We start from the raw sequence: 23,731 nt of genomic DNA on the forward strand, positions 1-23,731 counted from the left end.
ATCTGGATGTCCGGTGCTCATAAAAATTTCCGCTTTGCCCGCGACGGCGCCGGTAAAGCAAAGGCATGATCGGGGAGAACCTGCTGTTGTGTCGCCGGGACTCCCGCTACGATGCTCATCAAGCAGCCCGGAGGACGACATGGATCTTATCGCAAAGGCGGCCGCAGCGGTCGGCGGCACGGTGGCGCTTCTGCGTCGTATGGGGTCGCCTGCACATCAGGCTATGGGACCAAGCCCGCAGATCCCCGAGGCGAAAAAGCAGGGCATCATGACCCTGAAGATGCCCGTCGCCAAAGGTTGGGTGGAGGGCCACGTTCCCACCTGCGCGCCGGGCCTCAAGGTCAACGCCTTTGCCTCCGGTCTGGAGCACCCGCGCTGGATCGAGGTTCTGCCGAATGGCGATGTTCTGGTGGCAGAGTCCAAAGAGCAGGCCGGGCCGCCCAAGACCATGATGGACCATGCGGCCCAGGCGGTGATGCGGCGGGCCAAGGCCATCGGCGAAAGCGCCAACCGGGTGACGCTGTTCCGGGACGCGAATGGCGACGGGGTGGCCGAGATCCGCGAGATCTTTGTCCAGAACCAGAATCAGCCCTTCGGCATGGCGCTGATCGGCGAGAAGTTTTACCTCGGCAATACCGACGGGATCGTGGTCTTCGACTATACCCCGGGGGCCACAGCCCTGACGGGGAGCGGGCAGAAGCTGGTCAGCTTCAAGCCGCGCGGGCACTGGACGCGCAGCCTGATCGTGTCGCCCGATGGCACCAAGGTCTATGCCGGCGTCGGGTCACTGTCGAACATCGCCGATCAGGGGATGGAGGTCGAAGAGGGCCGCGCCGCGATCTGGGAGCTGGATACCCAAACGGGCGCGGTGCGTATCTTCGCCTCGGGCCTGCGCAATGCCGTGGGGATGGCGTGGGAGCCTGTGACCGGCACGCTCTGGACCGTCGTCAATGAGCGTGACGGGCTGGGAGATGAAACGCCCCCCGATTACCTGACCTCGGTACAGGACGGGGGCTTCTATGGCTGGCCCTATTGCTATTGGGGCCGCACGGTAGATGACCGGGTGCCGCAGGACGCAGCCCTCGTCGCCCGCGCGATAACGCCGGATTATGCCTTGGGCGGGCATACGGCGTCGTTGGGGCTTTGCTGGATGCCCGCCGGGACATTGCCGGGCTTCGGGGATGGCATGGTGATCGGGCAGCACGGATCGTGGAACCGCTCGAAGCTCAGCGGCTACAAGCTGATCTTCGTACCCTTCGAGAATGGTCGCCCAAGTGGCCCGCCCCGGGACATCCTCAGCGGTTTCCTGTCCGATGACGAGAAAACCGCCTATGGACGCCCGGTCGGGGTGACGATCGGTCCGGACAAGACATCGCTATTGATGGCGGATGATGTGGGCGACGTCATCTGGCGCGTCACGGGCGCTTGACCGGCCGCTGAAACGGTCCCGCGCGGGAGGCTTCCCTGCTTGCGGCTCCAATGCCTTGGCGACAGGCCGTTCCCGATGGGGGGCGCGGCCCTCACCTGTTGCCGTCGATCCACTTCGACATCAGCCCCTTGTCGCGGAAGCACTCGTCCGGGACGGCGCGCCGCTTGATCCGGGCGATGCGCTCGGCGAAGGCCACCTGCTTTGAGGTCGGTCGACTGTCTGTTGCTGGGACCGGCGTCAACGCGGCCTGCGCTTCGATCCAGGCGCTTAGCGACCGCCGATCCTGCTGGATCTCCCAGGGCAGAAGCGTCTGGTTCCGCATCGCCAGTGCGCGGGCATAGGCGATCTGGCGGGGCGTGACGGGAAGGGTAAAGGTGGTGTCTTCCATCGGGGAAAATCCTTCACTGCTTGGCTTTCCTATATAGAACATAAAGGGAACAAAATCAAGACACCCTTCGCAGCATGGCGATTTTAGGGCCAACTGACCAAGAGCGAGAATCTCTTTGCACTCCATATGAGTTGTGATATCAACTCATAGCGCGGATCGGGGAGGATCGGCGCTTCCAGGGAGGGAACACATGAAAACGCCGTTTCGGGTGGCGCTGAGCGCTGCCGTCATCGCTGCCTCGGGCACGATGGTCAGTGCCGACACGATCAAGGTTGGGGTGATCGCAACATTTTCGGGGCCCTTTGCCATCTATGGCAAGCAGTACCGCGAGGCCATCGAGGTCTATGTGGCCGAGCATGGCACCACTGCCGGTGACCACGAGATCGAGTTCATCTACAAGGATGTCGGCGGCGTCAATCCCGACACGGCCCGCGCGCTGGCGCAAGAGCTGCTGATCCGCGACCGGGTGGACTACCTCGCGGGCTTCACCTTCACACCAAATGCCCTGGCCGTGGCGCCGCTGATCGACCAGTCTGAAACGCCGACGGTGATCTTCAACGCGGCCACCTCCAGTATCAACAAGCAGTCGGAATTCTATGTCCGCACCAGCTATACCCTCTGGCAGGTAACAGAGCCTCTGGCCCGTTGGGCCTGGGACGCGGGCATCCGCACCGTCGCCACCACCGTGTCCGACTACGGCCCCGGGATCGACGCCGAGAATGCCTTCCGCACGTCCTTTACTGCGCTTGGCGGCGAGGTGGTGGACAGTGTCCGGATGCCGCTGAGCACGACCGATTTCACACCCTTCATGCAGCGCGTCCGCGATATCGAACCCGACGCACTGTATACTTTCCTTCCTGGCGGACCGCCTACTTTCGGCTTTGCCAAGACCTACAACGAGAACGGCCTGGCCGAAGCCGGGATCCGGTTCTTGGGAACTGCCGAGACCGAAGAGGTGAACCTGCAGGGATTGGGCGATGCCGCCATCGGCCTGACCACCGCCTATCACTATTCCGGCGCCCATGACTCGGACCTGAACCGCCAGTTTTCCGCCAGGCTGGCCGAGATGTTCCCCGGCTCCGTGGCGAACTGGTCCTCGGTCGGCGCCTATGACGGTACGCATCTGATCTATGAGATGGTGCGCGCCGCCGGCAGCGACGGCCCCGCCGCCATCGAACATGCCAAGACGCTGGCCTGGGAAAGCCCGCGCGGCCCGGTCGAGATGGACCCCGAGACCCGCACCGTCATCCAGAACGTCTATATCCGCCAGGTCGAGCGCGATGCGGCAAGCGGGCTGCTGGTCAACCGCGAACAGGGCGTCATCGCCACTGTCGGCGATCTGGGCTGGGACAGGTAGCCAGCCCGTCAGCCCCTCGAACCCGGAACGTTCAAGCCAGTGCCGACGGGATGCCGTCGTGTCAGCGGGGAAGACTCATGTCCTTAACTCTCAACATTCTTGTGGATGGCATCGCCTACGGGATGATCCTTTTCATCATCGCGGTCGGCCTGTCGGTGACCATGGGCCTGATGCGCGTCATCAACCTTGCCCATGGCGGCTTCGCCCTGATCGGCGGCGCATTCGCGCACTGGCTGACGATGGCGCAGGGTGTGGGCTTCTGGGTCGCCCTGCCGCTGGCGATCCTGGGGACAGTGCTTGTCGCCCTGCCGCTGGAGCGGCTGCTGTACCGGCGGATCTACGGGTTCGGAGAGCTGCAGCAGGTGCTGGCCACCATCGGGATCACCTTCCTGATGATCGCCACCGTCAACCTGTGGCTGGGTAGCTCGCTGCTGCAGATCCGCCTGCCCGAGGGGCTTGGCCAGCCTGTCGATCTGGGCTTTCGCACCTTGCCGATGCACCGGATCGTGGTCATCGGCGCGGGGCTGGCGGTGATGGCGGGGCTGTGGCTGGTGCTGGACCGGACCGGGTTCGGAATGCGTCTGCGGGCGGCGGTGGACAACCGCGCCACCGCCGCCTCGCTGGGGATCGACACCGGGCGGATCTTTGCCCTGGCCTTCTGCCTTGGCGCGGGACTGGCGGCGTTCGGCGGCATCCTCGGGGCCGAGCTGCTGCCGGTCGATGCCTATTACCCCCTGCGCTACATGGTGCTGTTCCTGATCGTCGTCGCGGTCGGCGGCATGGGCTCGATCCTGGGATCCTTCGCCGCGGCGCTGGGGCTTGGCATCCTTGAGACCGCCTCCCGCTATCTGGTGCCCGATTTCGGCACGATCTTCTTTTTCGCCTGCGTGATCGCGCTGCTTGCGCTGCGTCCGCGGGGCCTGATGGGACGCCTGACATGACCGAGAGCCTGACTCTTCCCCTGCCAGAGCGCCTGGCCCGCGTGCCGTTTCTGGCCGAGGCCCTGTTGCTGGCCATCGCCGCCGCGATGTTCTTCTTGCTGCCCTACAGTCTGGGCTTCCTGACCCGGGTGCTGATCCTGATGGTGCTGGTGCTGTCGATCGACCTGTTGCTGGGCTTTGCCGGTATCGCCACGCTGGGGCAGGCCGCGATGTATGGCGCCGGCGCCTATGCGGCGGGCCTTTTCGCCATCCATGTCTGGGCCGATCCTCTGGCCGGGCTGGTGGTGGGCGCCGCGGCGGGTGCGGCGCTGGCGCTGCTGTCGGGGCTGGTCCTGATGCGCGCGCAGGGGCTGACGCTGATCATGCTGACCATCGCCGTGGCGCAGATCTGCATGGAGATCGCCAACAAGGCGCGCGGCGTCACCGGCGGGTCGGACGGGCTGCGGGGTATCCGGATGGACCCGGTCCTGGGCCTCTTCGAGTTCGATTTCATCGGCCAGACCGGCTATTGGTATGCGCTGGCCGTGCTGGCCGCGGTGTTCCTGCTGCTGCGGCTCGTCACCCGCTCTGCCTTTGGATTGTCGCTGCGCGGCATCCATGACAGCCCGGCCCGGATGACGGCCATCGGCACGCCGGTCTATGGCCGCAGGGTCGCGGCCTATGCGTTGGCCGGGGCCATTGCCGGAATCGCGGGCGCGCTGACCGCGCAGGTGACACAGCTTGTCAGCCCCGAGGTCTTTGCTTTCACCCTGTCGGCCGAGGCGCTGATCATGCTGGTGCTTGGCGGGACCGGGCGGCTGATCGGCGGCATCATCGGCGTCGCCATCTTCATGACGGTCCATCACACCGCCGCCGCGCATGATCCGTTCAACTGGCTGTTCGTGATCGGCGCGATGGTGCTGGGGGTGGTGTTCTTCGTGCCCGGCGGGCTGGTCTCGCTGCCCGCGCGCCTGCGCGGCCTGATGGGGAGGGCGCTGTGATGCAGGGTCTGTGCGTTCGCGGACTGAACAAGAGCTTCGGCGGCCTGACCGTCGCCTTGGATATCGACTTCGACCTGCCGCCCGGCGCGCGCAAGGCGCTGATCGGGCCCAATGGCGCGGGGAAAAGCACCTTCGCCAATCTGGTGACGGGCATCCTTGCGCCCTCCTCGGGGACCATCACTTTCGATGGGCAGGATATCGGCCACCTGCGCGAGGCGGCGCGCGTCCGGCGCGGCATCGCCAAGACCTTCCAGATCACCACGCTGTTCCGCAGCATGACGGTGCGCGAGAACCTGCGCCTGCCGATCTTGCAGCGCGACGGGCGCGCCACCGGCCTCTGGCGCCGCAGCGACAGCGATCGGGGCGTCGAGGAGGAGGTGACGGCCCTGTTGGAGCAGTTCCGGCTGGCGCCCCTGGGCGATCTGCCGGTATCGCAACTGGCCTATGGCCAGCAGCGGCTGGTGGAAATGGCGCTGACACTCGCCTTGCGGCCGCGGGTGCTGATCCTGGATGAACCGGCGGCGGGGGTGCCGTCCTCGGAAAGCCCGCTGATCATCGAGGCGATCGAGCGGCTGCCGCAGGATCTGGCGGTGCTTATCATCGAGCATGACATGGACCTGGTCTTCCGCATCGCCCGGCAGATCGTCGTGCTGGTCGCGGGCCGGATCCTGACCGAGGGCAGCCCGGCCGAGATCAGCCGCGATCCGAAGGTGCGCGAACTTTATCTGGGGGGCGCCCATGTCTGAACACATCATGCCTGACCACATACTGCAGCTTGCGGGCGTCAGTGCCGGCTACGGTCCCACCCATGTCATCCAGAACCTGAACCTGACCGTGGCAAAGGGCGAGCGCATTGCCGTGATCGGCCGCAACGGGGCCGGCAAGACGACGCTGCTGGCCACGATCATGGGCCTGACGCGCCTGCATGGCGGCCGGCTGCACCTGCGCGGGCAGGACATCACCGCGCTGGCACCCCATCAGCGGGCGGCCATAGGACTCGGCCTCGTGCCGCAGACGCGCGACATCTTCCCCTCGCTGACGGTCGAGGAGAACCTGCGCTGCGTGCTGCGCGGCGATGCCACGCTTGAGGAGGCCTATGCCCTGTTCCCGCGCCTGAAGGAGCGGCGCCACAATGGCGGCACCCAGCTGTCGGGGGGCGAGCAGCAGATGCTGGCCATCGCCCGCACGCTGATGACCCGGCCCGAGGTGATCTTGCTGGATGAACCGCTGGAGGGGCTGGCGCCGGTCATCTGCGAGCAGCTGATGCAGGTGTTCGAGAACCTCGCCGCGGACGGGCGCCATACCGTCGTGCTGGTCGAACAGCACGCCGCCGCGGCCCTGGCCTTCGCCTCGCGCGGGATTCTCGTCAGCGCGGGCCGCATCGTCCATGACGGCCCCGCGGCAGAGCTGAAAGACAACCCCTCGCTGATCGACCGCCATGTCGGCGTCAGCCTGGTGACCTGACCGAAAGGAAGATCCATGAACATGATCGAAGGCCATGTCGCGTTCGACCCGGCGCCGGGCATCCCGGTCTGGGATATCGACCCCTATGACGCGGCGATTCTGCGCGACCCTTTCCCCTATTACGCCGGCCTGCGCGAACGGGGGCCGCTGGTCTACATCCCGCGCTATTCGGTTCTGGCGGCGGGCCAGTACGACACCACCCGCGAGATCTTTTCCGATCACGAGCGCTTCGTGTCCTCGCGCGGGGTCGGGCTGAACGATTTCCGGCACGGCACCCCCTGGCGCAAACCTTCCATCATCCTCGAGGTCGATCCGCCCGACCACGCCCGCACCCGCAAGGTGATGGCGCGGGCCCTGTCGCCCAAGGCGATTGCCGCCTTCCGCGAGACCTTCCGCGAAACGGCCGAGACGCTGGTGGATCAGGTGCTGGCGAAAGGCCGGATCGAGGCGGTGGCCGAGCTTGCCGAGGCCTTTCCGACCACGGTCTTCCCCCGCGCCGTCGGCATGACCGACAGCGATCCGCGGCGACTGGTCGATTACGGCGCCATGGTCTTCAACGCGATGGGCCCCGACAACGCCCTGCGCCGCGATGCGATGGCGCGGCAGGCCGATATCGTGCCCTGGATCACCGCTGCCTGCGGGCGCGCGCGGCTGACGGGCGAGGGGCTGGGGGCGATCATCTATGCCGCCGCCGATGCCGGCGAGATCACCGAAGACGAGGCCGGAATGCTGGTGCGCTCCTTCCTGTCGGCCGGGGTGGATACGACGGTGACGGGCATCGGCAACATGCTGTGGTGCCTGTCGCAGAACCCCGCCGAATACGACCGGCTGAAGCACGATCCCGCGCTGATCCGCCCCGCCATCGAAGAGATGCTGCGCTTCACCTCGCCGGTCCACACCTTCGCGCGCACCGCAGACCGGCAGACGACCGTGGCGGGCCTGCCGATCCCGGAAGGCGCCAAGATCATCTGCGTGTTGGGCGCCGCCAACAGCGACCCGCAGAAATGGGGCGATCCGGAGCGCTACCGCGTGGATCGCCGCCCGCAGGGCCATATGGGCTTTGGCGCCGGCATCCACGGCTGCGTTGGCCAGAACATCGCCCGCGCCGAGATCGAGGCGCTGCTGACCGCGATGATTGCCCGCGTGGACCGGATCGAACCTGCGGGCGCCGCTGTCTGGCGGCCCGGCAATGCCATCCGGTCGCTGGACCGCCTTCCCCTGACCTTCGTTGCAAGCTGAGGCCCGCATGACCACCATCACCTTCATCACCCCGGACGGCGCCCGCCATGACATCGACGCCCGCGACGGCCAATCCGTCATGCAGGCCGCCCTTGCCGCCGATCTTGACGGGATCATCGGCGAATGTGGCGGGTCCATGATGTGCGCCACCTGCCACTGCTATGACGACGAAGGCCGCACCGGTCCCCGAAGCGATGGCGAGGACGAGATGCTGGAAAGCGCCGCCTGCGAGGTGACGCCGCAGAGCCGCCTGTCCTGTCAGATCAAGGTCTCGGCCGAGATGGAGGGGCTGGTGATCCGCTTGCCCCAGTCGCAGCTGTGAGCGTTGTCATCATCGGCGGCGGGCATGGCGGTTTTCAGGTCGCGGCAAGCCTGCGGCAGGACGGATATGCGGGGCAGGTGACGCTGATCAGCGCCGAGGCCGCGCTGCCCTATCAGCGCCCGCCACTGTCCAAGGCCTATCTCAAGGACGGCATCGCCGACGCGCTGCATCTGCGGCCCGCCAGCTTCTATGCGCGCAACGGCATCACGTTGCGGCTTGGCACCCGCATCGCCCGTATCGACCGCGCGGCGGCGGCGGTGATCACCGATCAGGGCGAGGCCATCGCCTATGACCACCTCGTGCTGGCGACCGGCGCGCGCAACGCCCGCCCGCCAGTGCCGGGGCTGGACCTGCCCGGGGTCCTGGGCCTGCGCGATCTGGACGATGCGCAGCGCCTGCGGGGCGCGATGAGCACCGCCCGCCATGCCGCGATCATCGGTGGCGGCTTCATCGGGCTGGAGTTTGGCGCGGTGGCTCGCGGGGCCGGACTCGGCGCCACAGTGATCGAGGCCGCCCCCCGCCTGATGGCCCGCGCGCTCAGCCCGCAGATGTCGGGCCGCTTCGCGACGCTCCACCGGGACATGGGCACAGAGCTGTGCCTCGGCCGGCTGGCGGTGGAGGTGCTGGAGGCCGAGGGCAGGGCGGCTGGCGTCCGGCTGGATGACGGAACCCGGGTCCACGCCGATCTGGTGCTGCTGGCGGCGGGGGTGGTTCCCAATACCGAACTGGCGCAGGAGGCGGGCCTTGCCGTTGCCAACGGCATCGTGGTTGACAAGCATCTGCGCAGCAGCGATCCCGCGATCTTCGCCCTCGGTGATTGCGCGACCTTCCCCTGCCGCCGCATGGGCGCGCCGCTCCGGCTGGAATCCGTGCAGGCCGCAACCGATCAGGCCCGCGCCATCGCCCGCACCATCATGGGCCAGCCCGCGCCCTATGATGCCCTGCCGTGGTTCTGGAGCGATCAGGGCCCCCACAAACTGCAGATCGCGGGGGCCTGTCTGCCAAGCGACGCGGCGGTGCCGGTGGGCGACAATATTGTCATCCGCTTCCGCGACTGTCATATGACCGGGGTGGAAACCATCAATGCCCCGGGCGTCCACATGGCGGCACGCAAGCTGCTGGCTACGGGCCTTGGCCCCACACAGGCAGACGCGGCGGCGGCAGGATATGATCTTCGGGCACTGGCAGCGGAGAGGAAGGCGACGGTGTGACGGAAGAGACCCAGACACTCCCGGTTTGCCCCGAGGGTCGGCTGTCCTGCCCGACGATAGAGCGCGACGGCCGCCAGATCGTCGATGTCCGCACCTACATTCCCTTCCTGCTCAGCTCGGTCAACAACGCGCTGTCGGGCGGGGCTTCGAGCCTCTACCGCGAGATGTTCGGGGTGGGCATCGTCGAATGGCGCACCATGTCGATGCTGGCGATCGAGCCGCGCATCACCGCCAACCGGATCTGCGAGGTCGTTCACCTCGACAAGGCCGCGACAAGCCGCGCCCTGAAGCAGCTTGAGAAGGATGGCCGCGTCGAGTTCGTCACCTCGGAAACCGACGAGCGCAAGCGCCTGTGGTGGCTCAACGGCGCCGGCTATGATCTGCATGACCGCATCCTGGCGGTGGCCCTGGGCCGCGAGTCCCGGTTGATCCGCGGGGTGGATCCCGAAGACTTGGAGGCCTTCATCCGCGCGATGCGCCGGATGCAGCTCAACCTGGCGGACGTGTAGCCAAGGCGCAGTCCCTTCGCGGACCATTACAGCGACCATTCACATTGCACCTTGGCGCTGATAGCATGAAAATTCCTTTTCAGGCTCCGGTGCCTCATGTCCAGAAGTAAATCGTTTCTAACGCGGGTGCGGGCAGCCGCGGCGACGCTTGGGCCGGCAGAGCGTAAGCTTGGCGAACTGGTGATCGATTTCCCCGGCGAGCTTGCCAGCTATACAGCCTCGGAGCTTGCCACATTGGCGGGCGTGTCGAATGCGACGGTGACGCGCTTCGTGCGCCGCCTTGGTTACCAGTCCTATGAAGAGGCCCGTCTTCATGCGCGGGAAGAACGTGCCACCGGGTCGCGGGCCTATATCGCCGCGGCGCAGGCCGAGGCGCCGGATCTTGCCAATTACACCGACCATGACAGCCGCAACCTGCAGCTCAGCCTGGCGGGGGTAGAGATTGAAGATATCGACCGGCTGGCCCTGCGGCTTCTGTCGGCGCGCAAGGTCTGGGTCGTGGGATTTCGCGCCTCGACCGCCTTTGCGGTCTACCTGCATTGGCAATTGACGCAGGTGATCGAGCAGATCGTGGCGATTCCGGGCGCCGGGCAGACCATGGGCGAACACCTGGTCAGCCTTGGCCCCGAGGACGCCGTGATCTTCTTCGGCCTGCGCCGCCGGGTCGCGCAGACCGATGCTCTGCTGGCCGAGATCGTCGCGAAGGGGGCCACACTTGTTCACGTCACGGATGAGGGCGTCGAACCTCTGGCGGCGGCCGCATGGCATTTCCGTTGCGAGACAAGCTCTCCGGGTCCGCTGTTCAGCCATGTCGCGGTGATGGGGCTGTGCAACCTTATCGCCAACCGGACCATCGCGCTGGCGGACCGGGCGGGCCGAGAACGGCTGCGCGAGATCGAGCGACTCAACGATCTTCTGGGTGAGCTTTGACAAACCGCCCACGTGGCAGCCTTGCACCCCAAAATACCGCATAAGGCGAGGGCATATTGGAAATGGCGATGAAAACTGGTTTTCTCACACCGCAGGAATCGTCGCATGATGGTGAAAATATGTTTTCATTTGCTTGGGAAACATCCCCAGAATGAAAACATGACCGACAGGAAGGGATACCATGCTTCGCACACTGCTGATCACCACCTGCACATTCCTCGGCTCTGCCGCCTTCGCCGAAACCGTCACCCTGCGCGTCCTGGGCCAGCCCTCGGGCTCTGGCCTGATCGCACAGCAGAAGGAACAGCCGTTCTTCGAGGCGCTGGCCGAAAAAACCGGGCTCGACATCAAGGTGGAATACCTGCCGATCGACGTGGCGGGCATTCCTGATACCGACGCGCTGCGCATCCTGAAATCCGGGCTGTTCGACATCATCTCGATCCGCGGACCGCAGGTCAGCCGGGATGAGCCATCGGTTCTGGGCCTCGACCTCGTCGGCCTGAACACCAGCTACGAGGCTGGCAAGGCGCATGTCGAGGCCTTCTTGCCCTATGTCGATCAGCGCCTGCAAAAGCAGTTTAACGCCAAGCTTTACGGCATGTGGCCCGCCGGCCCGCAGGTGATCTTCTGCAAACCCGAAATCGCCGGCCTGTCTGATCTGAAGGGTCTGAAGATCCGGGTGGGCGACCAGTCTGCGGCAAATTTCGTGGCGAACCTTGGCGCGACCGGCATTTCGATGCCCTTCGGCGAGGTGCAGCAATCGCTGGCTCGCGGCGTGGTGGATTGCGCGATCACCGGCCCGGCCTCGGCCAATACCGGCGGCTGGCCCGAGGCGACGACGACGGTTCTGCCCGTCGCGCTGCAGCTGGCGATGAACGGCTATGCCATCAACCTCAAGAGCCTCGAGAAATTCTCGCCCGAGGATCAGGTCAAGCTGGAAGCCGCGATTGACGAGCTGACGGCCGAGATCTGGACCTTCTCGGAAGAGCTCTACAGCGATGCGATGCGCTGCAACACCGGCCAGCAGCCCTGCGAGCGCGGCGTCCCCTACGCACTGACCGAAGCGCCGGTGTCCGAGGCCGACCTGAAGCTGGTATCCGATGCGGTGGGCGCGGTGTCACTGCCGATCTGGGCCGAGCAGTGCAACGCCGTCGCGGCCGATTGCGAAGAGGTGTGGCGCACCAGCGTCGGCGCCGGTCTCGGCCTGTAAGGGCGGGGCGGTGATGGAGCGGTATTCAAGGATCCTCGGGATCATCTTCGGGGTCGTCATGATCTCTTTGTCTCTGGCGGTCACCGCCGAGACGCTCCTGCGCAAGCTGCTGTCCCATTCGATGGGCGGCATTGACGAGCTTGGCGGCTATGCCATCGCCATTGTCGCCCCCCTTGCCTTTACCGTGGCGCTGATCGGGCGGTCCCACATCCGCATCAACCAGGTGACGCAGCACTTCCCGCGGCCTGTGCAGGCTGTGCTGGATGTGGCTGCCGTGGCCTCGCTGATGCTGCTGGGTCTGTTCTTCTTCTGGTTCACCGTGCAGACGGTCCTGGAAACCAAGGCCTACCGGTCCATCGCGCAGACGCCTTGGGCCACGCCGCTGATCTGGCCGCAGTCGATCTGGCTGATCACCTCGGCCACCTTCCCGATTGCGGGTGTCATCCTGACCGTCCGGGCCGTGCAGCTGCTGCTGCGCGGGGACTGGCGGGGGATCGGGCGCGAGTTCGGCACCATCTCGCCCGAGGAAGAGCTGCAGGCCGAGCTTGAGGACCTGAAGCGCCGCGAAGGGACACCCGTCCTGGAAGGAGCCACCCGATGAGCATTGCCATTGTCGGCATCGGCTTTGGCGCGATGCTTGCCCTGATGTTCCTCAGTGTGCCGATCGCCGTGACCATCCTGTCGATCGGGGCCTTTGGCGGCTACATGCTCTATGGCACGCCGCTGGTCGATATGCTGGGCGGCGTGATCTGGACCAGCCTGAACAGCCCCACCATGCTGGCCATCCCGCTGTTCATGATGCTGGGAGAGCTGCTGCTGCGCGGCGGCATCGCCGACCGGATGTATGATGCGATGGCGGTCTGGCTGGGCCGCCTGCCGGGCGGGCTGCTCCATTCCAACATCGCCACCTGCACGATGTTCTCGGCCACCTCCGGATCTTCCGTCGCCACGGCGGCGACGGTGGGCACCATCGCCCTGCCCGCGCTGGAGCAATACAAATACCCGATGCCGGCCTCGCTTGGGTCGCTGGCAGCGGGGGGCACCCTCGGCATCCTGATCCCGCCCTCGGTCAACCTGCTGGTCTATGGCTCCATCGCCAATACCTCGGTTGGGCAGCTCTTTGCTGCCGGCGTGGTGCCGGGTCTGCTGCTGGCGCTGTCCTTCTCGGCCTATATCGCCCTCTTCCACGGCAAGGCGGGGGCCGAGGCAACGGGACTGACCACCATGCCACTTCGCCAGAAGCTGGCGCTTGGCAAACACCTGATCCCGCCGGCGATCATCTTCGGCGTGGTCATGGGCTCGATCTATGGCGGGCTGGCGACACCGACGGAATCGGCGGCCATCGGGGTGATGCTGGCGCTTGGCTTCGTGGCGCTGAATGGCCGGCTGACGGTGGATCTGCTGATCAACTGCTCGGTCCAGGCGGCCAAGACCTCCGGGATGGTGATGATCGTTCTGGTGGTCTCGCTGCTGCTGAACGTCACCATCTCGATGACCGGGGCGGCGCAGGCGATGACGACATGGGTGGGCGGCTTCGGGTTCGAGCGGATCACCCTGCTGTTCGTGCTGCTGCTTTTCTACGTGCTGCTGGGGACCTTCATGGATGCGATGTCGATGATGGTGCTGACGGTGCCGATCGTCCTGCCGATCGTGCTTGCCGCAGGGATCGACCCGGTCTGGTTCGGCATCTTCATCGTCATCATGTGCGAGGTCGCGCTGATCACGCCGCCGGTGGGGATGAACCTGTTCGTGGTGCACGGGGTCCGCACCGATGGCGGCAGCTATGCCGATGTCACGCGCGGCGCGCTGCCCTATGTCGCGGTGATGATGCTGTTCACGGTTGCCCTGATGATCTGGCCGCAGATCGTGATGTGGCTGCCCGACATGCTTGCGGGGCGGCAGTGACGCTTGCCCCCGCACACACGGTTGTACCCTTAACGAGTGCGGAGGCGCCCCTGTGGCGCCTCCTTGTCGTCAACCCCAACAGCAACCCCGCTGTGAATTTCCTGCTGCGCGCGGTCGCCGACCGCGTTCTGCCCGCCGGCGCCGTGGCGCAGATCGTCAGCTCTGCGCAAAGCCCGCTGTCCATCGAAACCCCGGCCCACCGGGCACGCGCCGAACCGCTGGCGGTGGGCCTGCTGGCCGCCCATCCGGGATTCGACGCCTATGTCATGGCCTGTTTCGACGATATCGCGCTGTCCGAGGGGCGGCGGTTGCTGCCTGCACCGGTGATCGGCGCAGTCGAGGCGGCGGTCGCAATGGCACGGCTTCGCGCGGACCGCTTCGCCGTGGTCACGACGGTCGAGACCGCGATCCCCGGCATTCGCCGTGTGCTGGACGGGCTTGGCGCGGGCCCGCAATGCGCCGTTCACGCTGCCGGGATTGGCGTCGCCACTGCCGCGAACGGATCCCGTGCCGCGGATCTGCGTCTGGATGCGGCCATCGCCCATGCGCGCGACAGGGGCGGTGCCGGGGCCATCATCCTCGGTTCTGCTGGCCTGGCAGGACGTGCGGCAGAGCTGGAGGCGCGGCATGGCCTGCCGGTGATCGACGCGATGGAGGCCGCGATTCGCCTTGCCTATGCCACCGTCCGAACCCGCCAAGAGGGCCCGGCTCCGCAAAGCGCCGACATATAGCGCTGACAGCGCGGCGGGGGCTGAACGGGGTTGCGCCTCAGGCGTCAGCAGGGCGGCAGCATCTCGCGGACCCGGCGCAGGACCGGGTTGCCGTTCTCGCGTGACCAGCTGGCGAACATGTCGGCGTGGCAGGCAAGAGGACGCGCCAGCGGTCGGAACACGATGTTGTCGAAGCTGGCATTGCGCGCACAGGCTGGGACGATGGCCAGCCCGATCCCGGTGCTGACCAGCGACAGGATCGCCTGCGAATGGGTCATCTGCAGCACCACCCGCGGCGAGATCCCTGCCTTTTGCAAGAGCCCGGTCAGCATGTCATGCAGATGGCGGGCGGCCGGAGCGAACATGATAAACGGCTCGCCCTCCAGCGCTTTGGCTGGCGGGCGGCGACGGATCGACAGGGGATGGTCCTGCGGGATCGCCAGCATCATCGGCTCATGTGCGATACGCACACAGTCGATCATCGGTCCGCCGGACAGGGGGCGTGACAGGCCAAGGTCGATGCGCCCGGTGCGGAGGGCCTCGTCCTGCTCTGCCGTCTCCAACTGGATCAGGTCGAACTCCACGCCCGGCAATTCGGTCTGCGCCATCTTCACCAGCTGGGGCAGCACTTCGTAGGTCGCGGCCCCGACAAACCCCACGGTCAGCTTGCCCGACACAACCCTAGCTGCCCGCCGCGTGGCGATGACCGCGGCGTCAGTCTGGGCCAGCAGGCGCCTGGCCTCGACCAGAAATGCCTGGCCGGCGGGCGTCATGGTCACGCGCCTGCTCGTACGCTCGAACAAGAGCACGTCAAGCTGCTGTTCCAGCTGCTGGATATGGCGGCTGAGCGGCGGCTGCGAGATGTTCAGCCGCAGCGCCGCGCGGCTGAAGTTCAGCTCCTCGGCCAGGATCACGAAGTAGCGGACCTGAAGCAGTTCGATCATCTATTCAGTTTCCGTATTGATTCTTGTCAAAACCGATCTTGGACTTGAGCGAGTGAACCGCAATAGCCTTGCCCGAAACCCGCATCATCTAAGGCTGCCCGACATGACCACCACCTCCGACAAGATCGCCTGGATCCGGCTTTCGGCCATCCATCTGCCGCTGAAGGCCCCGATCAGCGATGCCAAGGTGCTCACCGGTCGGCAAAAGCCGCTGACCGAAGTTGCCTGCCTCTTTGCCGAGATCGAGACGGTTGACGGCCATTCCGGCATCGGCTTCAGCTATTCCAAGCGGGCTGGCGGGCCGGGGCAGTTCGAACATGCCAAGGAGATCGCGCCGGTTCTGCTGGGCGAGGATCCCAATGACATTGCCAAGCTGTGGACCAAGCTGGCCTGGGCGGGCGCTTCGGTCGGGCGCAGCGGGCTGGCGGTGCAGGCAATTGCCGCCTTCGACATCGCGCTGTGGGACATGAAGGCCAAGCGGGCCGGGCTGCCGCTGTCCAAGCTGCTGGGGGCGCACAGGGATTCGGTGCAGTGCTACAACACCTCGGGCGGGTTCCTGTCCTCGCCGCTGGCGGAGGTGCTGGACAATGTCGAGCGGTCCATCGAGCAGGGGATCGGCGGCATCAAGATCAAGGTCGGCCAGCCCGACATGGCCGAAGACCTGCGCCGGGTTGCGGCGGTGAACGACAAGATCGGCGGGCGGGTGTCGTTGATGGTCGACGCCAACCAGCAATGGGACCGCCCGGCCGCAATGCGCGCCTGCCGCCAGCTGGAGGCCTTCAACCTGGTGTGGATCGAAGAGCCGCTGGATGCCTATGACAGCGAGGGTCATGCCGCACTTGCCGCCGCGCTGGACACGCCGATTGCCACCGGCGAGATGCTGGCCAGCGTGGCCGAGCATATCGACCTGATCCAGAGGAACGCGGTGGACTTCATCCAGCCCGACGCACCCCGCGTCGGCGGCATCACCCAGTTCCTGCGGATCTGCGCGCTGGCCGAGCAGAAGAAGCTGAAACTCGCCCCGCATTTCGCGATGGAGATTCACCTGCATCTGGCGGCCGCCTATGAGTTCGAGCCCTGGGTCGAGCATTTCGACTGGCTGGACCCGTTGTTCAACGAGCGGCTGGAGAATAGGAACGGCCGGATGATCGTCCCGAACCGCCCCGGGCTTGGCTTCACCCTGTCCGATCAGGCGATGGCGTGGAAACGCGCAGATGCCGAATTCGGCAAACGGCCATGACGGGCGGAGCGGCGGCACAAGGCCCGGGTGGGATCGCACTTGTCACCGGCGGTGGCAGCGGGGTAGGGCGCGCCGTCGCGCAGGCGCCAGCCGACGACGGCTGGACGTGGTCATCGACGGGCGCACCGCGGCGGCGCTGGACGTGACCGCGGGCGATGCGCCGGGGCGGATCACGCCATCTCTGCAGATGTGACCGACCCGGCAGCCGTCAATGCACTCTTCGCGCAGATCGCCGGCTGTTTTGGGCGGCTGAACCTGCTGTTCAACAATGCCGGGGTGAACGTGCCCAAGGTTCCGCTGGACGAACTGAGCGTGGAGGATCTGCGCCAGATCATCGACATCAACCTGTTTGGCTCGATGCACTGCGCCCGGGCAGAGAACCCCTGTTGAGCGCGGCCGAGTGGCTGTGGACTTGCCGCAGCGAACACCCCAACATGGCTGCGGCAGGATCACCCGCGCAAAAGCTGACTGGGCCGAGCGGAGCAAGGCTTGCATACCCTATGCTGGCCCAGACCGGAATGGCCGCGCCGCGGCCCGAACTGTCCGGCAGGCGGACAGGTCCGCACCGGTGGTCGCGTTCCGGGCCGTGGCCTTTAAACATGTGCCCGGGAGAATTGTTTTATCGGAGGGGGGAGCCATGCGCAGATTTGCGCCAGCGTCAGGATATCCGCATTTCACATCTGCCGGGGGACGGGCCTGATGGCCGCCGGCGCGACATCTTGGGTAACGCGCGGCCTGCTGGGCATTGCGGCGGGCAGCTTCGTTTTGGGGGCGGGCGTCACGGTGGCGGATGTCATCGCGCGGCGGCTGGCCTCCGCCAATGTGCCCGGCGCAATCGAGATCACCTCGCTGTTGATCGGCTTCGGGGCGCTGGTCTCGATGCCGGTCTGCTACGCGCAGCGTAACCACGTCACCGCAAAGCTGCTGTCCGAGATCAGCCCCAGCCGGTTTGCCCGCCCGCTGGGCCGGACCGGCGCCTGGGCCTCGCTGGCCTTTGCCGCGGTGATGCTGTGGATCATGGGCAAGAACACCTGGGACAAGCTCGGCTCGCCCGAAACCTCGCGGGATCTCGGCCTGTCGATGCCGTGGCTGCTGGGCTTCGTGACCGTCACGCTCGCCTTTGCCCTCGTCGCCGCGCTGATCGGGCTGCGGCGCGAATACCAAGATCCAAGGGGCTGAAATGAGCGGTCTTCTTCTGGGCGGGCTCGGCTTCGCCGCGGCCATCTTCATGATTTTCGTGGAAATTCCGGTCGCCGTGGCCCTGGGGCTGGTGGGGCTGGCCGGATCGGCGCTGATCATCGGCACCGGCGGGGCGATGGTCATCGGCGCCACCACGATCTGGGACAGCGTGACCAACTACACGCTGACAATGCTGCCGCTGTTTGTGCTGATGGGCAACCTGGCGGCGCATTGCGGGCTGTCGGGGCGGCTGTATCAGTCCATGTCGATCCTGCTGGGGCACCGCCGCGGCGGGTTGGCGCTGGCGACCATCGGCGCCTCGGCGGGGTTTGGCATGATCTCTGGCTCGTCGCTGGCGACCACCGCCACGATGAGCCGCATCGCCCTGCCCGAGATGCAGGCGGCGGGCTATTCGCGGTCGCTGTCGGCGGGGTCCGTCGCGGCGGGTGGCACGCTGGGGATCCTGATCCCGCCCTCGACGGTTCTGGTGATCTACGCCTTTATCGCCGAACAATCGATCCGCTCGCTGCTGCTGGCGACGGTCGGGCCCATTGTGATCGCCATCACGCTCTACTGTCTGGCGATCTGGGTCCCGCTGTGGATGGGCTGGTCCACCGCGCCCGAACGGCCCCGCGCAGTTGGGGCGGAGCGCCGGGCGGCGCTGAAGGCGCTGTTGCCGCCGGTCGGCATCTTCGGGCTGATCATGGGCGGGCTTTACACTGGCCTGTTCACCGCGAATGAGACGGCGGCCATCGGCGCCGCGGTGGTGCTGGCCTATGGCGTACTGTCGCGGCAGCTGTCCTGGGCGGGCTTTCTCGACGCGGCGATGGATACCGCGCTGACCTGCGGTGCGCTGTATCTGGTGCTGATCGGGGCGAACCTCTTCAACTTCTTCCTTGCCCTGTCTGGCCTGCCGTTCTCGCTGACCGGGCTGTTTTCCGGCATCCTCGATCAGCCGCTGCTGGTGATCTTGCTGATGCTGGCGATCTACCTGCTGCTTGGCACCTTGATGGACAGCCTCGCGATGCTGCTGCTGACGGTGCCGCTGTTCGTGCCGGTCGCGCAGGCCGCCGGCATCGACCTGATCTGGTTTGGCATCTTCGCGGTGATGGTGGTCGAGATGGGGCTGATCACGCCCCCGGTGGGGATGAACCTTTTCGTCATCAAGACCACGAATCCCGAGATCGAGATGCTGGAGCTCTGGCGCGGCGTCACACCCTTCGTGATCAGCGACCTGATCCGCGTCTGCATCATCATCGCCATCCCGGCGCTGGTCACATGGCTGCCACTGAACGCTTTCTGAACATTGGACTTCCAGGGAGGAACCCATGCTGAACTTTACTCTGAGATCCGCCGCACTCGCCCTTGTACTGGCCGTGCCCCTTGCCGCCGAAGCGCGCGAGATGCGCGTGTCATCCTTTGAACCGGCGCAGGGCTTTTATTCTTCCAAGGTGCTTCAGGCCTGGATCGACCAGGTCAACCCGCAGCTGACCGGCGGTACCAGCTTCCGGCTCTATCCCGGCTCTATCCTCGGCGCGCCGCCCGCGCAGGCAGAGCTGGTGAAGGCCGGTGTCGCCGATGTAGCGCTGGTGGTGCCGACCTATACGCCGGGGCTGTTCCCGATGTCGGGCGTGGTCGAGGTGCCGGGGCTGGTCGAAACCTCGGCCGAGGGCACGGCGATCCTGAACGCGCTGGCCGATGACGGCGCGCTGGAGGCCGAATATGCCGATTACAAGGTGCTGGCGGTGTTCACCACGCCCGGCTACCGTTTCTTGATGAGCGGGGAGGGCGTCGCCACCCCGGCCGATCTGGGCGGGTTGAAGCTGCGCACGCCCTCGCCCTTCGGGTCAGAGCTTCTGGCGATGCTGGGCGCCTCGGGCGTGGCGATCCCGGCGCCGCAGGTCTACGAAAACCTCGAACGCGGCGTGGTGTCGGGCGCCGTCTGGGTGATGGATGCCTATCGCACCTTCCGGCTCGATGAGGTGGCGCCCGCCATCACCTCGCTGCGCTTTACCGCCTCGCCGATGGCGATCTTGATGAACAAGGCGGCGTGGGACAGCCTGCCGGAAGCGGATCGCGCGGCGCTGGAGGCCGCTACAGGCCGGGTCATGGCGGAATGGATCGCAGGGGTCGTCGATGCCACGGATGCCGAGATCGAAGCGTCGTTCCGTGCCGCGGGCAAGGTGAAGTTCATCGACCTTGACGCAGCCGCGGTCGCGGAATGGCAGGCGGTCCTTGCGCCGGCGGCCGAGGCCTGGGTGGCCGGGCAGGCCGATCCCGCGGCCGCACAGGGAGCGCTGGACACCGCGCGCGCCGTCGCCGGCAACTGACCCCGCGCCCTGTCCGTCAGCCGGACGGACGGGGCATCCGCTTTGGGCCGCCACCTGCCGATGCGGCAAGGTGGCATATCTGAAACTGAACCCGAAGGAATGACCATGGCAATCAATGCACTGGGATATCTCGGCGTGCGCTCTGACAGGCTGGACGAATGGTCGGAGTTCGCGGGCCATCTGCTGGGGATGCAGAAGATCGACCGTGGCGGCAAGGCCGTGGCCTTCCGCATGGACGACAAGGTTCAGCGCCTGCTGGTCTCGGACGAACCGGGAGAAACGCTGGCCTTCCTTGGCTTCGAGGTGGCGCAGAAGGATGATCTGAGCGCCTATGCCGCGCGGCTGGATGCGGCCGGCGTGCCGGTGCAGATCGGCAGCCGCGCATTGGCCGACCGGCGCTTTGTGGGAGATCTGATCTGGTTTGAGGATCCGGCCGGCAACCGGGTAGAGCTGTTCCACGCCCCGATGATCGCCAGCGATCCTTTCGTGCCGGGCCGCCCGATCGACGGCTTCCGAACCGGGCCGCTGGGGATGGGCCATGCCGTGCTGCACGTGAAGGACATCGGGGTGATGATGCCCTTCTACCGCGACCTGCTGGACTTCCATGTCTCGGATTACGGGCTGAAGCCCTATGGCCTGTACTTCTTCCACCTGAACGAGCGGCATCACAGCTTCGCGATGGTCGGCTCGGGCCAGCAGGGCTTTCATCATTTCATGGTCGAGTTCCAGAACCTTGACGATGTGGGGCAGGGCTATGACCTTGCCCAGCAACGCGAAAACGGCGTCGCCTATACGCTGGGGCGGCACACCAACGATTACATGACCAGCTATTACGCCCACACGCCCTCTGGCTTTTTCGTGGAAAACGGCTGGGGCGGGCGGCTGATCGAGCCTGCCACATGGGAGCCGCATGAAACCCATGACGGCCCGAGCTTCTGGGGGCATGAGCGGCTGTATCTGCCCGAGGAGGGCGGCCGCAAGAAGCTGCGCGACATGCGGATGGATGCAGCGGCACGCGGGCGGCGGGCGCCCCCAGTGGCGGACTGCCCGTGGCTTTACGGCGAACTCTCGAAGGTAGGGAGGTAGGGATGGACCACTACGACGTTGCCATCGTGGGCCTTGGCCCCACGGGCGCCACGCTGGCGCATCTTCTGGGCCAATGCGGCCTGCAGGTGCTGGTGCTGGAGCGGGAAGGCGCGGCCTATCATCTGCCCCGCGCGGTGCATTTCGATGCCGAGGTGATGCGGGTGTTTCAATGGATCGGCATTGCCGATGCGATGGAACCGCTGACGGCCCGCCACCCCGGAATGCGCTTTGTCGATCCGACGGGCAAGCTGCTACTGGACTGGCCGCGCCCGCAGGGCATCGGCCCGCAGGGCTGGCGGTCGAACTTCCGCTTTCACCAGCCCGATCTGGAGCAGCTTCTGCGTATCGGTTTGGCGGACCGTCCGACCGTAACCGTGCGCACCCGCGCCGACCTGTTCTTCGTCGAGGACACCGGCGACGGCGTGAACCTGCGCTTCGAGGATACGCGGCGCGGCAAGGTGGAACGGGTCCGCGCCTCCTATGTCGTGGGCTGCGACGGCGCCCGATCACTGATCCGCCGGTTCATCGACACGGGGATGGAGGATTACGGCTTTCACGAGCGCTGGCTGGTGATCGACGTGCTGTTGAACGGCGAAAAGCCGGAACTGGGCGATCATTCCATCCAGTATTGCGTGCCTGACCGCCCGGCGACCTATGTGCGCGGCCCCGGCAACCGCCGCCGATGGGAGATCACCGTCCGTCCCGGCGAGGATGCCGCCGAGATCACAAGGCCCGAACGGGTCTGGGACCTGCTGTCGCCCTGGCTGACCCCGGCCGAGGCGGTGCTGGAGCGGACGGCGGTCTATGTCTTCCACTCGCTGGTCGCCGAAGACTGGCGCCGCGGCCGTCTGCTGCTGGCCGGCGATGCCTGCCACCAGACGCCGCCCTTCATGGGGCAGGGCATGTGCGCCGGCATCCGCGATGCGGCCAACCTCTACTGGAAGCTGGCGCTGGCCTGTCAGGGCAAGCTGGCGGGGCCCGAGGCCGAACGGCTGCTGGACAGCTATGAAAGCGAGCGCAAGTCCAATGCGCGCGAATACATCCAGACGGCAGTGCGCCTTGGCGGGCTGATCAACACCTGCGGCACCGAAACCGCGCTGCGCGCCGCGCTGCCGGGCAGCAGTGGCACGGCGCGGATGGAATCTATCGCGCCGCCGCTGGGGCCGGGCTTGGGCGCGGGGGAAAAGGCCGGGCTGCTGTTCGGCCAGCCGCGGCTTGCGGGTGGGCGTCTGATGGATGACGCGCTGCGCCACCAATGGGTCGTGGTGGTGGCCGATGCCGCGCTGGCCGCGAACCTTTCGCTGCCGCCCGGCGTGGCGCTGGTCACCCCCGAAACCGCCCCCGATGCCGCGCACCATCTGGCCCGCCTTGGCGCCCGCGCCGCGGTGCTTCGCCCCGACCGCCACACCCTTGGCACCGCCGATACCCCCGCCGAACTGGCCGCGCTGCTGGCGCTGGTGCTGCCCAACCCTGTCGAACTTCAAGAACCGGAGATGGTCTGACCATGAAACTTTGTTCCTTCACCACGATGGGCCGCGCAAGCTGGGGCCTTGTCACCGATGCCGGGATCGTCGATCTGGGCCGGCGCGGGCTGGCCGAAACGCTGCGCGAATTCCTTGCCCAGGGCGACCTTGCCCCCGCCCGGGCGCTGCAGGAGGCGGCGGCGGACCACGCTTTTGACGCGGTGGACCACGCCCCCGTCATCCCCAACCCCGACAAAATCATCTGTGTCGGCCTGAACTATCACGCGCATGTGCAGGAAACCCGGCGCGAGGAAACCAGCAACCCGGTTCTGTTCGCACGCTATCCGGGCAGCCAGATCGGCCACGGCCAGCCGCTGATCAAGCCACTGGAATCGGACGAGTTCGATTTTGAAGGCGAACTGGCTGTCATCATCGGCACCGAAGGCCGCCGCATCGCCGAAGCGGACGCGCTGTCCCATGTCGCGGGCTATGCCTGCTACAATGACGGTTCGGTCCGCGACTGGCAAAAGCACACCCACCAGTTCATGCCCGGCAAGACCTTTGCCAGCACCGGCGGCTTTGGCCCCTGGATGGTGACGGCGGATGAGATCCCCGATCCGACGCAACTGCATCTGCAGACCCGGCTGAACGGGCAGGTGGTGCAAGATACCGATGTGTCCTTGCTGATCACCTCGATCCCGCGGCTGATCGCCTATTGCTCGACCATCCTGCCGCTGCTGCCGGGCGATGTGATCGTCTCGGGCACTCCCGGCGGTGTGGGGGCGCGGCGCACGCCGCCGCTGTGGATGCGCGATGGCGATGTCTGCGAGGTGGAAATCTCGGGCATCGGCACCCTGTCGAACCCGGTCAAGGCCGAGGTCTGAGCCTTCCGCC

The 23,731-nt window shown here is 66.3% G+C and carries 24 protein-coding genes and 1 pseudogene; 23 read left to right on the top strand and 2 right to left on the bottom strand.

Going from position 1 to position 23,731, the window contains the following annotated elements:
* Window positions 1-139 precede the first annotated feature (139 nt).
* Complete coding sequence (locus Q8S30_RS02575; RefSeq protein WP_305664473.1) at window positions 140-1,429, top strand: sorbosone dehydrogenase family protein; 1,290 nt, start codon at window positions 140-142, stop codon at window positions 1,427-1,429.
* 91 nt (window positions 1,430-1,520) lie between these two features.
* Here the strand turns inward: Q8S30_RS02575 and Q8S30_RS02580 are convergent, their stop codons facing one another.
* Window positions 1,521-1,817: a hypothetical protein gene (locus tag Q8S30_RS02580; RefSeq protein WP_305664474.1), complete on the bottom strand. Its 297-nt coding sequence runs from the start codon at window positions 1,815-1,817 to the stop codon at window positions 1,521-1,523.
* A 190-nt stretch (window positions 1,818-2,007) separates the two neighbouring features.
* On the opposite strand from Q8S30_RS02580, the gene Q8S30_RS02585 reads away from it, so the two are divergent.
* From Q8S30_RS02585 to Q8S30_RS02650, 14 genes are all read left to right on the top strand, one after another.
* The gene (locus Q8S30_RS02585) at window positions 2,008-3,174 is read left to right on the top strand and encodes an ABC transporter substrate-binding protein (RefSeq protein WP_305664475.1); all 1,167 of its coding nucleotides are present in this window, start codon (window positions 2,008-2,010) and stop codon (window positions 3,172-3,174) included.
* A gap of 77 nt (window positions 3,175-3,251) precedes the next feature.
* Window positions 3,252-4,115 carry a branched-chain amino acid ABC transporter permease gene (locus tag Q8S30_RS02590; protein ID WP_305664476.1) on the top strand — a complete coding sequence of 288 codons (864 nt, stop codon included), beginning with the start codon at window positions 3,252-3,254 and terminating at the stop codon, window positions 4,113-4,115.
* A complete protein-coding gene (locus tag Q8S30_RS02595) occupies window positions 4,112-5,095 on the top strand; it encodes a branched-chain amino acid ABC transporter permease (protein ID WP_305664477.1) in 984 nt (327 codons plus the stop codon). Before Q8S30_RS02590 ends, Q8S30_RS02595 begins: the two co-directional genes overlap by 4 nt.
* Entirely contained in the window at window positions 5,095-5,841 is a 747-nt protein-coding gene (locus Q8S30_RS02600) for an ABC transporter ATP-binding protein (RefSeq protein WP_305664478.1), read from the top strand. Before Q8S30_RS02595 ends, Q8S30_RS02600 begins: the two co-directional genes overlap by 1 nt.
* Before the next feature lie 7 nt (window positions 5,842-5,848).
* The gene (locus Q8S30_RS02605; RefSeq protein ID WP_305664479.1) at window positions 5,849-6,559 is read left to right on the top strand and encodes an ABC transporter ATP-binding protein; all 711 of its coding nucleotides are present in this window, start codon (window positions 5,849-5,851) and stop codon (window positions 6,557-6,559) included.
* Window positions 6,560-6,574: 15 nt separating this feature from the next.
* Window positions 6,575-7,798, top strand: a complete 1,224-nt coding sequence (locus Q8S30_RS02610) for a cytochrome P450 (RefSeq protein WP_305664480.1) — start codon at window positions 6,575-6,577, stop codon at window positions 7,796-7,798.
* A gap of 7 nt (window positions 7,799-7,805) precedes the next feature.
* Window positions 7,806-8,120, top strand: coding sequence for a 2Fe-2S iron-sulfur cluster-binding protein (locus tag Q8S30_RS02615; RefSeq protein ID WP_305664481.1), 315 nt, complete (start codon window positions 7,806-7,808; stop codon window positions 8,118-8,120).
* Window positions 8,117-9,331 (top strand): NAD(P)/FAD-dependent oxidoreductase, encoded by a 1,215-nt coding sequence (locus Q8S30_RS02620; protein ID WP_305664482.1) that lies wholly within the window; start codon window positions 8,117-8,119, stop codon window positions 9,329-9,331. The genes Q8S30_RS02615 and Q8S30_RS02620 overlap by 4 nt, the downstream gene beginning before the upstream one ends.
* Window positions 9,328-9,840, top strand: a complete 513-nt coding sequence (locus Q8S30_RS02625; protein ID WP_305664483.1) for a MarR family winged helix-turn-helix transcriptional regulator — start codon at window positions 9,328-9,330, stop codon at window positions 9,838-9,840. Before Q8S30_RS02620 ends, Q8S30_RS02625 begins: the two co-directional genes overlap by 4 nt.
* 96 nt (window positions 9,841-9,936) lie before the next feature.
* Window positions 9,937-10,770 (top strand): MurR/RpiR family transcriptional regulator, encoded by an 834-nt coding sequence (locus tag Q8S30_RS02630; protein WP_305664484.1) that lies wholly within the window; start codon window positions 9,937-9,939, stop codon window positions 10,768-10,770.
* A 181-nt stretch (window positions 10,771-10,951) separates the two neighbouring features.
* Window positions 10,952-11,980: a TRAP transporter substrate-binding protein gene (locus Q8S30_RS02635; protein WP_305664485.1), complete on the top strand. Its 1,029-nt coding sequence runs from the start codon at window positions 10,952-10,954 to the stop codon at window positions 11,978-11,980.
* A gap of 58 nt (window positions 11,981-12,038) precedes the next feature.
* The gene (locus Q8S30_RS02640; protein WP_305664486.1) at window positions 12,039-12,581 is read left to right on the top strand and encodes a TRAP transporter small permease subunit; all 543 of its coding nucleotides are present in this window, start codon (window positions 12,039-12,041) and stop codon (window positions 12,579-12,581) included.
* Window positions 12,578-13,885 (top strand): TRAP transporter large permease, encoded by a 1,308-nt coding sequence (locus Q8S30_RS02645; protein ID WP_305664487.1) that lies wholly within the window; start codon window positions 12,578-12,580, stop codon window positions 13,883-13,885. Before Q8S30_RS02640 ends, Q8S30_RS02645 begins: the two co-directional genes overlap by 4 nt.
* The gene (locus Q8S30_RS02650; RefSeq protein WP_305664488.1) at window positions 13,882-14,616 is read left to right on the top strand and encodes an aspartate/glutamate racemase family protein; all 735 of its coding nucleotides are present in this window, start codon (window positions 13,882-13,884) and stop codon (window positions 14,614-14,616) included. Before Q8S30_RS02645 ends, Q8S30_RS02650 begins: the two co-directional genes overlap by 4 nt.
* 44 nt (window positions 14,617-14,660) lie before the next feature.
* Here Q8S30_RS02650 and Q8S30_RS02655 read toward each other — a convergent pair whose 3' ends face one another.
* A complete protein-coding gene (locus Q8S30_RS02655) occupies window positions 14,661-15,539 on the bottom strand; it encodes a LysR substrate-binding domain-containing protein (protein WP_305664489.1) in 879 nt (292 codons plus the stop codon).
* A 103-nt stretch (window positions 15,540-15,642) separates the two neighbouring features.
* Between Q8S30_RS02655 and Q8S30_RS02660 the strand changes: the two genes are divergently transcribed.
* The 8 genes and pseudogenes from Q8S30_RS02660 to Q8S30_RS02695 all read left to right on the top strand — a co-directional run bounded on the left by Q8S30_RS02660 (window position 15,643) and on the right by Q8S30_RS02695 (window position 23,721).
* Window positions 15,643-16,779: a mandelate racemase/muconate lactonizing enzyme family protein gene (locus tag Q8S30_RS02660; RefSeq protein WP_305664490.1), complete on the top strand. Its 1,137-nt coding sequence runs from the start codon at window positions 15,643-15,645 to the stop codon at window positions 16,777-16,779.
* A 174-nt stretch (window positions 16,780-16,953) separates the two neighbouring features.
* Window positions 16,954-17,169 (top strand): annotated as a pseudogene (locus Q8S30_RS02665) (SDR family oxidoreductase); the annotation flags it as partial.
* 309 nt (window positions 17,170-17,478) lie between these two features.
* The gene (locus tag Q8S30_RS02670; RefSeq protein WP_305664491.1) at window positions 17,479-17,958 is read left to right on the top strand and encodes a TRAP transporter small permease; all 480 of its coding nucleotides are present in this window, start codon (window positions 17,479-17,481) and stop codon (window positions 17,956-17,958) included.
* 1 nt (window position 17,959) lies between these two features.
* Complete coding sequence (locus Q8S30_RS02675) at window positions 17,960-19,261, top strand: TRAP transporter large permease (protein WP_305664492.1); 1,302 nt, start codon at window positions 17,960-17,962, stop codon at window positions 19,259-19,261.
* A gap of 25 nt (window positions 19,262-19,286) precedes the next feature.
* Window positions 19,287-20,288: a TRAP transporter substrate-binding protein gene (locus Q8S30_RS02680; protein ID WP_305664493.1), complete on the top strand. Its 1,002-nt coding sequence runs from the start codon at window positions 19,287-19,289 to the stop codon at window positions 20,286-20,288.
* Between the two features lie 105 nt (window positions 20,289-20,393).
* The gene (locus tag Q8S30_RS02685) at window positions 20,394-21,374 is read left to right on the top strand and encodes a VOC family protein (protein ID WP_305664494.1); all 981 of its coding nucleotides are present in this window, start codon (window positions 20,394-20,396) and stop codon (window positions 21,372-21,374) included.
* 2 nt (window positions 21,375-21,376) lie between these two features.
* On the top strand, window positions 21,377-22,876 hold the full coding sequence (locus Q8S30_RS02690; protein WP_305664495.1) for a bifunctional 3-(3-hydroxy-phenyl)propionate/3-hydroxycinnamic acid hydroxylase: 1,500 nt from the start codon (window positions 21,377-21,379) through the stop codon (window positions 22,874-22,876).
* 2 nt (window positions 22,877-22,878) lie between these two features.
* Window positions 22,879-23,721: a fumarylacetoacetate hydrolase family protein gene (locus Q8S30_RS02695; RefSeq protein WP_305664496.1), complete on the top strand. Its 843-nt coding sequence runs from the start codon at window positions 22,879-22,881 to the stop codon at window positions 23,719-23,721.
* Window positions 23,722-23,731: the final 10 nt, after the last annotated feature.

Origin of the sequence: Frigidibacter sp., assembly GCF_030695035.1 — a bacterium.
In the GTDB taxonomy this organism is placed as follows: Bacteria; Pseudomonadota; Alphaproteobacteria; order Rhodobacterales; family Rhodobacteraceae; genus Frigidibacter.